This window comes from Roseicyclus sp. (assembly GCF_052168335.1).
Classification (GTDB): domain Bacteria; phylum Pseudomonadota; class Alphaproteobacteria; order Rhodobacterales; family Rhodobacteraceae; genus Roseibacterium.
In genome coordinates, this window is sequence record NZ_JBQLZP010000419.1 from 1 (window position 1) to 7,906 (window position 7,906).

7 protein-coding genes are annotated in these 7,906 nt (G+C 71.2%); 2 read left to right on the forward strand and 5 right to left on the reverse strand.

All coding sequences use genetic code 11. From position 1 onward, the window contains the following. Nucleotides 1-212: hypothetical protein (locus ACTS11_RS12815; protein ID WP_442640700.1), on the reverse strand; the 212-nt coding region annotated here is incomplete at its 3' end. A 246-nt stretch (nt 213-458) separates the two neighbouring features. On the opposite strand from ACTS11_RS12815, the gene egtB reads away from it, so the two are divergent. Beyond that, entirely contained in the window at nt 459-1,709 is a 1,251-nt protein-coding gene (gene egtB, locus ACTS11_RS12820) for an ergothioneine biosynthesis protein EgtB (protein WP_442640701.1), read from the forward strand. Nucleotides 1,710-1,725: 16 nt separating this feature from the next. Continuing rightward, complete coding sequence (gene egtD, locus ACTS11_RS12825; protein ID WP_442640702.1) at nt 1,726-2,658, forward strand: L-histidine N(alpha)-methyltransferase; 933 nt, start codon at nt 1,726-1,728, stop codon at nt 2,656-2,658. 62 nt (nt 2,659-2,720) lie between these two features. Here the strand turns inward: egtD and ACTS11_RS12830 are convergent, their stop codons facing one another. The 4 genes from ACTS11_RS12830 to ACTS11_RS12845 form a co-directional block, all read right to left on the reverse strand. After that, a complete protein-coding gene (locus ACTS11_RS12830) occupies nt 2,721-4,613 on the reverse strand; it encodes an ABC transporter ATP-binding protein (protein ID WP_442640703.1) in 1,893 nt (630 codons plus the stop codon). Continuing rightward, complete coding sequence (locus tag ACTS11_RS12835) at nt 4,610-6,454, reverse strand: ABC transporter ATP-binding protein (protein WP_442640704.1); 1,845 nt, start codon at nt 6,452-6,454, stop codon at nt 4,610-4,612. The genes ACTS11_RS12830 and ACTS11_RS12835 overlap by 4 nt, the downstream gene beginning before the upstream one ends. 198 nt (nt 6,455-6,652) lie before the next feature. Next, entirely contained in the window at nt 6,653-7,297 is a 645-nt protein-coding gene (locus ACTS11_RS12840) for a sugar transferase (protein ID WP_442640705.1), read from the reverse strand. Between the two features lie 31 nt (nt 7,298-7,328). After that, a partial coding sequence (locus ACTS11_RS12845) for a hypothetical protein (protein WP_442640706.1) occupies nt 7,329-7,906 on the reverse strand: 578 nt, incomplete at its 5' end.

The window sequence follows — 7,906 nt, forward strand, 5'->3', positions numbered from 1 at the left end:
GGGCCGAGGCCCTGCGCGGCGGCCGCCATCGCGGCGATCCACGCCTCCGACCCGGGCGCCGCGAAGCTGAGGAAAAACAGGCGCGCAACGGCGAGGACGATCTCCTCCTCTCGGGCGAGGCCGAGGTCGCGGACATGGCCGCCCTTCGGATCGGGACGGGCGCCGCAGCCGGGCGAACTGGGCCCCGCAGCGTGATCTGTCTGAACGGACATGGTTTTCCCGGAATGGCGTCCTGCCCGGAGGCGGTGGAGACGGCGTTGTTCCGAGCTGACCGGCGGGCCAAAGGGAGCCGATGTGACTGGGCTGCCTTTTTTTCTGACCGTTTTTGTCGGAAATGGCAACCGCCATTTCGACGCAGCCCCAGATGCGCCCCGCCGGGAAGGTGCGCGCCCGATGCAACCGAACCCGGCGCTTCGCGTTCAACATCTTCCAGCCCAGCGAACCGATCCGGGGACCCCATGACGACAAGCACCGCCGCCGCCCTCGCCCCGAACGACGCGCTCGCCCTCTTCCGGTCGGTGCGGTCGCGGTCGGAGGCGCTCGCGGCGCCGCTCTGTCCCGAGGACACGATGCTCCAGTCGATGGAGGACGCGAGCCCGGCCAAGTGGCACCTCGCGCACACGACGTGGTTCTTCGAGGAGTTCATCCTGACGCCGCGCGATCCCGGCTACCGCGCGCCGGACGCGCGTTTCGCGTTCCTCTTCAACTCCTACTACGTGCAGGCCGGGCCGCGCCACGCCCGCGACCGGCGCGCCTTGGTCTCGCGGCCCGAGGGGCAGGCCGTGGCGGAATACCGCGCGCATGTGGACGACGCGCTCGGGCGCATGCTCGAGACCGGCCGCGACGACGCGGAGGAGATCGCCGCGCTGGTGGAGCTCGGCTGCCACCACGAGATGCAGCACCAGGAGCTTCTCGTCACCGACCTGTTGCACGGCTTCTCGTTCAACCCCCTCCTGCCCGCCTACCGCGACCCCGAACCCATGGCGGTGACCGAGGAGGTGCCCCTGTCCTTCACGGCGCATGACGGCGGCCTCGTCGAGATCGGCCACGACGGCGACGGTTTCGCCTACGACTGCGAGGGTCCGCGCCACCGGACCTGGCTCGACCCGTTCCGCATCGCGGACCGGCCGGTGACGAACCGCGAGTGGATCGCCTTCATCGAGGACGGCGGCTACGAGACGGCGCCGCTCTGGCTGATGGACGGCTGGACCTGCCGCGCGCGGGAGGGCTGGGACGCGCCGCTCTACTGGTGGCGGCAGGACGGCGCGTGGTGGACCTACACGCTCCGGGGGCCGCAGCCGGTGAACCTCGACGCGCCGGTGGTCCATGTCAGCTACTACGAGGCCGACGCCTTCGCCCGCTGGGCGGGCGCGCGCCTGCCGACCGAGGCCGAGTGGGAGGTCGCCTTCCGCGACCGCCCGATCGCGGGCAATTTCCTCGACGACGGGCAGCTGCGCCCGCTTCCGGGCGGAGGGCCCTGGGGCGATGTCTGGGAATGGACGCAGAGCCCCTTCACGCCCTATCCCGGCTTCCGCCCGCCCGAGGGGGCCATCGGCGAATACAACGGCAAGTTCATGGTGAACCAGTTCGTGCTGCGCGGCGGCTCCTGCGCGACGCCGGCCGCACAGATGCGCCCGACCTACCGGACGTTCTTCTACCCGCATCAGCGCTGGCAGATGCTCGGCCTCCGCCTCGCGCAGGACGGGTGAGATTGACAAGCCCCTCGTGACGAACCGCGCCCTTCTCGCGGACGCGCTGGCCGGGCTCCGCGCGCGGCCGAAGCGGATGAACCCCAAGTGGTTCTACGACGCCGAGGGCAGCGCGCTCTTCGAGCGGATCACGGACCTGCCGGAATACTATCCCACGCGTACCGAGCTCTCGATCCTGCGGCGCGAGGTGGGGCGGATCGCGGCCGCGGTCCCCGAGGGCGCCGCGCTGGTCGAACTGGGCAGCGGCGCGAGCACCAAGACGCGCGTTCTCCTCGACGCGCTCGGCGGGCTCGGGGCCTACGTGCCGATCGACGTCTCCGAGGGTTTCCTGGCCGAGGTGGCGCGCAAGCTGGACCTCGCCTATCCGGGCCTCCGCGTGGCGCCGCTGGCGGGCGACTTCCTTGGCCGCCTCGCGCTGCCGGAGGAGGTCCGCGACCTGCCCAAGGTCGCCTTCTTCCCCGGCTCGACCATCGGCAACCTCGACCCGGAGGAGGCGCGGGACCTGCTCGCCCGCGTCAGGGCGTGGGACGGGATCGCCGCCTTCGTGCTCGGCGTCGATCTGGTGAAGGACACCGCGACGCTGGTGCGGGCCTACGACGACGCGGCGGGCGTGACGGCGGAATTCAACCGCAACCTCCTGCGCCGTCTCAACCGCGAGGCGGGCGGCACCTTCGACGTGGAGAGCTTCGACCACGCGGCGCGCTGGAACGCGCGACACGCGCGCATCGAGATGCATCTGGTGAGCCGGGCCGCGCAGGAGGTGTCCCTCGGCGGCACGATCCTGCGCTTCGACGCGGGCGAGAGCATCCACACAGAGAACAGCCACAAATACCGCCCCGAAACGGTCGCGCGGGCGGCGGAGGAAACGGGTTGGGAGGTCGACGACTTCCTCACCGACGAGCGGGATTTCTTCGGCGTCGCCATCCTCCGCCCGGCCGGCGCGGGATGAACCCTCGATGACAAGAGCGCCCGCGCTGCCCGCCCTGGCGCAGCATCGGCGCTGCCCGCCGATCACGACCGCGTCCGCGTCGCCTCGTCCGTGAGCGTGTCGGGGATGTCGTCGAAGCTCGCGTAATTGAGGTCGTAGAGCTTCGCGTAGAGGCCGCCCCGCGCCATCAGCGCGTCGTGGTCGCCCTCCTCGATCTTGCGCCCCTGCTGGAGCACGACGATCCGGTCGGCGTTGCGGATCGTGGCGAGCCGGTGCGCGATGACGAGGCCGGTGCGCCCCTCCAGAAGCCGCTCGAGCGCCCGCTGGATCTGCAGCTCGGTGTAGCTGTCGATGTTGGCCGTCGCCTCGTCGAGGACGAGGATCTTCGCGTCCACCACCAGCGCGCGCGAGAAGCTGAGAAGCTGACGCTGCCCGAGGCTGAGGTTCGAGCCGCGCTCCTCCAGCATCGTGGCGTAGCCCTCGGGCATCGCCGTGATGAAGTCGTGCGCGCCCACCGCCTGCGCGGCCGCGATCACGTCCTCGTCCGTGGCGCCGGTGGTGGCATAGCGGATGTTCTCCATCACCGTGCCGGTGAAGAGATAGGGCTCCTGAAGCACCATGGCGATGTGGCGCCCGAGGCTGTCCTGCGTGACCTCGCGCACATCGCGCCCGCCCACCAGGACGGCCCCCTCCTGCACGTCGTAGAAGCGGTGGATGAGCGAGATCGAGCTCGACTTGCCCGAGCCGGTCGGGCCGACCAGCGCCACGCGCTCGCCCGACGTCACCTTGAAGCTGACATCGCGCAGGACCGGGTTCGCCGGATCGTAGCCGAAGGTCACGCCCCGGAACTCGACCGAGCCGTCGTCCTCCGGGCCGAGCGGCACGGCGTCGGGCGCGTCGGTCACGTCCACGGCCACGTCCAGCACCTCGGTCAGACGGTGGCCCGAGGCCATGGCGCGCTGCATGACGGAATATTGCATCGTCAGCGATCGGATCGGGTCGAAGAAGCGCTGGATGTAGAACAGGAACGCGACGAGGACACCGACCTCGAGGCTGCCCGAGGCCACCATCAGGCCGCCCGCGACCACCACCGTCGCCATGGCGATGCCGGTCAGGCTGTCGACGATGGGGATCATGATCTGCGCCAGCCGCGAGGCGCGGAGCTGCGCGCGGTATGTGCGGTTGGCGAGCGTCGCGTAGAGCTCGGCGTTCAGGCGGTTCCGCCCCATGGCCTGCACCGCGCGGACGCCGTGGATCGCCTCGGCCAGCGCTCCGTTGGTGACGGAGTTCGCCTCGTGCGCCGCGAGGAACGCCGCCCGCGCCCTGGCGAGCCACAGCACCCGCACGACGAGGAGGACCGGCAGGACGAGGAGGACGAGGCCCGCAAGCTGCCAGTCGAGCCAGAGCATCACCGCGACGATGCCGACGAGAAGCGCGATGTCGCCCACCGACTGCACCGAGGTCTCGAGGAATTCCTGCATCGAGTTCACGTCGCCCTGGAGCCGCGACATGAGCCGCCCCACCTCGGTCTTGTCCATGAAGGACAGCGAGACGCGCTGGAGATGCCCGAACATCCTGCGGCGGATGTCGAAGAGGACGTGCTCGGCCACCTGCCCCGTGATCCGCTCCTGCGCCAGCGAGGCGGCGTAGTTGACCGCGATGACCAGCCCGAAGAGCGCGACGATCCCGGTCAGGAGGCCCGGCGCCGCGCCGGGCGCCATGCCCTCGTCGATGGCGAAGCGGATGAGGAGCGGGATGGTCAGCTGCGAGAGCGTGAAGACGAGCACCGCCGCGATGGCGAGCCAGACCCGCCGGCGGTAAGGCGCCACGAAGTGCCAGATGCGCCGGACCACGCGCCCGTCGAAGGCGCGGCCGAAGATCTCCTCCTCCACCCGCGTGGAGCCCACGACCGCGCGCATCCGGGGGCGGCCGTCGTCGTGGGGATCGCGCGGCTCGGGCGTGCCGTCATGCCTCATGCCGCGCCCTCCGGCAGGTCCGCGCCCCGCTGCGTCTGGAGGTCGTGCAGCGCCCGGTAGCGCCCGCCCAGCGCGAGCAGTTCCTCGTGCGTGCCGCGCTCGACGATGCGGCCGTCCTCGAGGAAGAGGATCAGGTCGGCGTGCCGCAGGCTCGCCAGCCGGTGCGCCACGATGAGGGTGACGCGGTCCTTGGCGTAGGTCCTGAGCGCCGCGCGGATGCGGCTTTCGGTGCCCGCGTCGATGGCGGCGGTCGAGTCGTCGAAGATCAGGACCGCCGGCTCCATCATCAGCGTCCGCGCGATCGACAGCCGCTGCCGCTGCCCGCCCGAGAGCGAGACGCCCCGCTCGCCCACCACGGTGCCGTATTGCTGCGGCAGGCCGAGCACGTAGTCGTGGAGCTGCGCGGAATCCGAGACGCGGTGGATACTCCGCTCCTCGGCGAAGGGGGCGGCGTAGGCGATGTTGTTCTCGATCGTCGTGGTGAAGAGGAACGAGTCCTGCTGGACGACCGCCACCGCCTCGCGCACCGAGGCCAGCGTCACCTCGCGGATGTCCTGCCCGTCGATGGTGATGCTGCCCTCCGTCACGTCGTAGAAGCGCGGCAGCAGGTGCATGAGCGTCGTCTTGCCGGCCCCGGGCGCACCGAGGATGCCGATTGTCTGGCCGCGCCGTGCCTCGAAGGAGATGCCCGTGACCGCCTGCCGCCGGTCGTCGCCGGGATAGGCGAAGCTCACGTTCTCGAGCCGGAGGGTGCCATCCGTGATCCGCAGGTCCTCCGCCCCCTCGGCGTCGGCGATCTCGACCGGCATGTCGAGAAGCTGGAAGAGGCGCGCGCCGCAGGTCGAGGCGCGGGCATAGGCGTTGACCATCAGGCCGAGCTGGCGGACCGGCATCTGGAGGATCGTCATGAAGGTCAGGAAGGTGGCGAGCGTGCCCACCGTGATCTCGCCCGCCGCCACCTGCCGCCCGCCGTGGAACAGCACGAGGCCCATCGCCGCGAAGAAGGCGAAGGTCATCGCCGACGTGTTGCGCACGCGGATGTCGATGCGCTGGTGGCTGTAGTCGAGCGCCTCCGTCGAGGCGCGGTCGAACTTCGCCATCTCGTGGTCCACCGCCGCGAAGGCGCGCACGACGCGGGTGCCGGCGAGGTTCTCCTCCATCACCTGGCTGAGCAGGCCGAGTTTCTCCTGCAGGATCAGCCAGGTGCGCCGGAGCGTGAGCTGCATGACCGAGCTCCGCCACGCCGCGAAAGGCACGAAGGACAGCGCGAGAAGGCCCAGCACGACATCGGTGGACAGCAGGAGCCACGCCCCCACCCCGATCAGCAGCGTCAGGAGGAGCGTGCGCACCAGCGCCGTCGAGAAGTACATCCGCACCCCCTCGAGGTCGAGCATCCCCACGGTGATGAGGTCGCCCGAATGGGTGCGGTCGTGGAAGGAGAACGGCAGCCGCTGCACCTTGTCGTAGATCGCGTTGCGGAGGTCCTGCGCGAGCGCGTGGCCGACCGCCTCGGCGGCATAGTTCTGCACCAGCGTGAAGAGGCCGCGCAGCACGCTCGCCCCGAGGAGCGTCAGCGCGATGAGGCCGAGCGCGCGCACGTCGGTCTCCGCCTCGGCCATGGCGAGCGACTGGTCGACGGCGCGCCCGAGGATGACGGGAATGGCGAGTTGCATCAGCACGGCGGGCACCGTCGCCCCGAGCGCGAGCGCGACGGGAACGGGATAGCGCAGGCACATGCGCGTGATGCGCGCGACCGCGCCCACGCCCTGCCGCGTATCGACGCGCGCGGTCCTGCGGAACCTGCGTTCCGCGGTGGTGGCTCTCGTGCCTGACTGTGTCATTCCGTCCGTATCGCGGCCGGACGCCGCGACCTCCTGCTCCGCGCAGCGGGGCCGCCTGCCGGGCCCGGCGCGTCGTCTCTCGGGGAGAGATCGCCCCTTGCTACATCCCCCGGCGGGCGGTTGGAAGGCCTCGTGAGGCCGAGGCGGCGGCTCGGCACGGGAGCGGCAGGAGGGAGCCGGGAACCGGCGCGGCCGGGATCAGTAGGCGCCGCGACCGCTCAGCACGACGCGGACCGTCCGCAGCATCAGGACGAGGTCGGTCAGGACCGAGACGCGCCGCACGTAGTCGAGGTCGAGGTCGATCATCTCCTCGAACCCGAGATCGGCGCGGCCGGACACCTGCCAGAGGCCGGTGATGCCGGGCCGGACCCGGTGGCGGGCATGGGCGCGCGGCGGATAGGCCGCCACCTCCTCGGGGAGCGCGGGGCGCGGGCCGACCAGCGACATGTCGCCCCTCAGCACGTTGAAGAGCTGCGGCAGCTCGTCGAGCGACCAGCGCCGCAGCACCCGCCCGACCGGCGTGACGCGCGGATCGTCGCGGAGCTTGAGGCAGATCCCCGCGCGGTCGCTGAGCGCCAGGAGCTCGGCCCTCCGCGCCTCCGCGTCGCGGTACATCGAGCGGAACTTGATCATCCCGAACGTCGCGCCGTCGCGGCCCACGCGCCGCTGCACGAAGAACACGGGGCCCCGCGAGGTGAGCGCGACGACCAGCGCGATCACGACGAGACCCGGCCAGATCAGGCCAAGAAGCAGCAGCGTCAGGACGACGTCCATCAGGCGCTTGGCGCCCGGGCCGGGTCGGCGCCGGGCGGCGCGCATCATCTCGAGGGTGGTCGTGCTCATCGGACGCATCTTTCGGGAAAATATCTTAAATTCAGGTTCTGACGGCGAGCCAGGGATCGCCCGGAAGGGCGCTGCGCATCACCGCGACGCTGCCGTTGCGCGGCAGGGAATCGAGGCGCTCCACCTGTGGCAGGATGGCGGAGCGGCGGTCCGCGGGGCGGAGCGCGAGGACGCCCACATCGGCGGCGGCGAGCAGGAACTGGCAGGACAGGCGGTCGCGCAGGCTGCCGGCCGACACGACGACGGCGTCGAACTCGCGCACGAACCGCTCGAGCGCGGCCCGCACCATCGGCGCCGAGACCGCCCGGTCGTCGAGCCTCCGTTCGGACCCGGCGCACAGGTTCCAGAGGCCGGGGCCGGCCGGCACAAGCTCGACCGCCGCCCCGCCGAGCACTTCGCCCCATCCCGGAGACACCGCGTCGTCCCCGGCGCAGCCCAGATCGGCCTCGATGAACAGGGTCTTCATCCGGGCGCGGGCATAGCTCTCGGCAAGCGCGCGCGCGAGGTCGGTGGTCCCGCCCGTCTCGCCGCGGGCGACGGCGATGACCGGGGCCTTGCCGACGAGGCGCGGCCGGCGCAGCGGGTGCAGCTGCAACTCGTTGCGCAGCC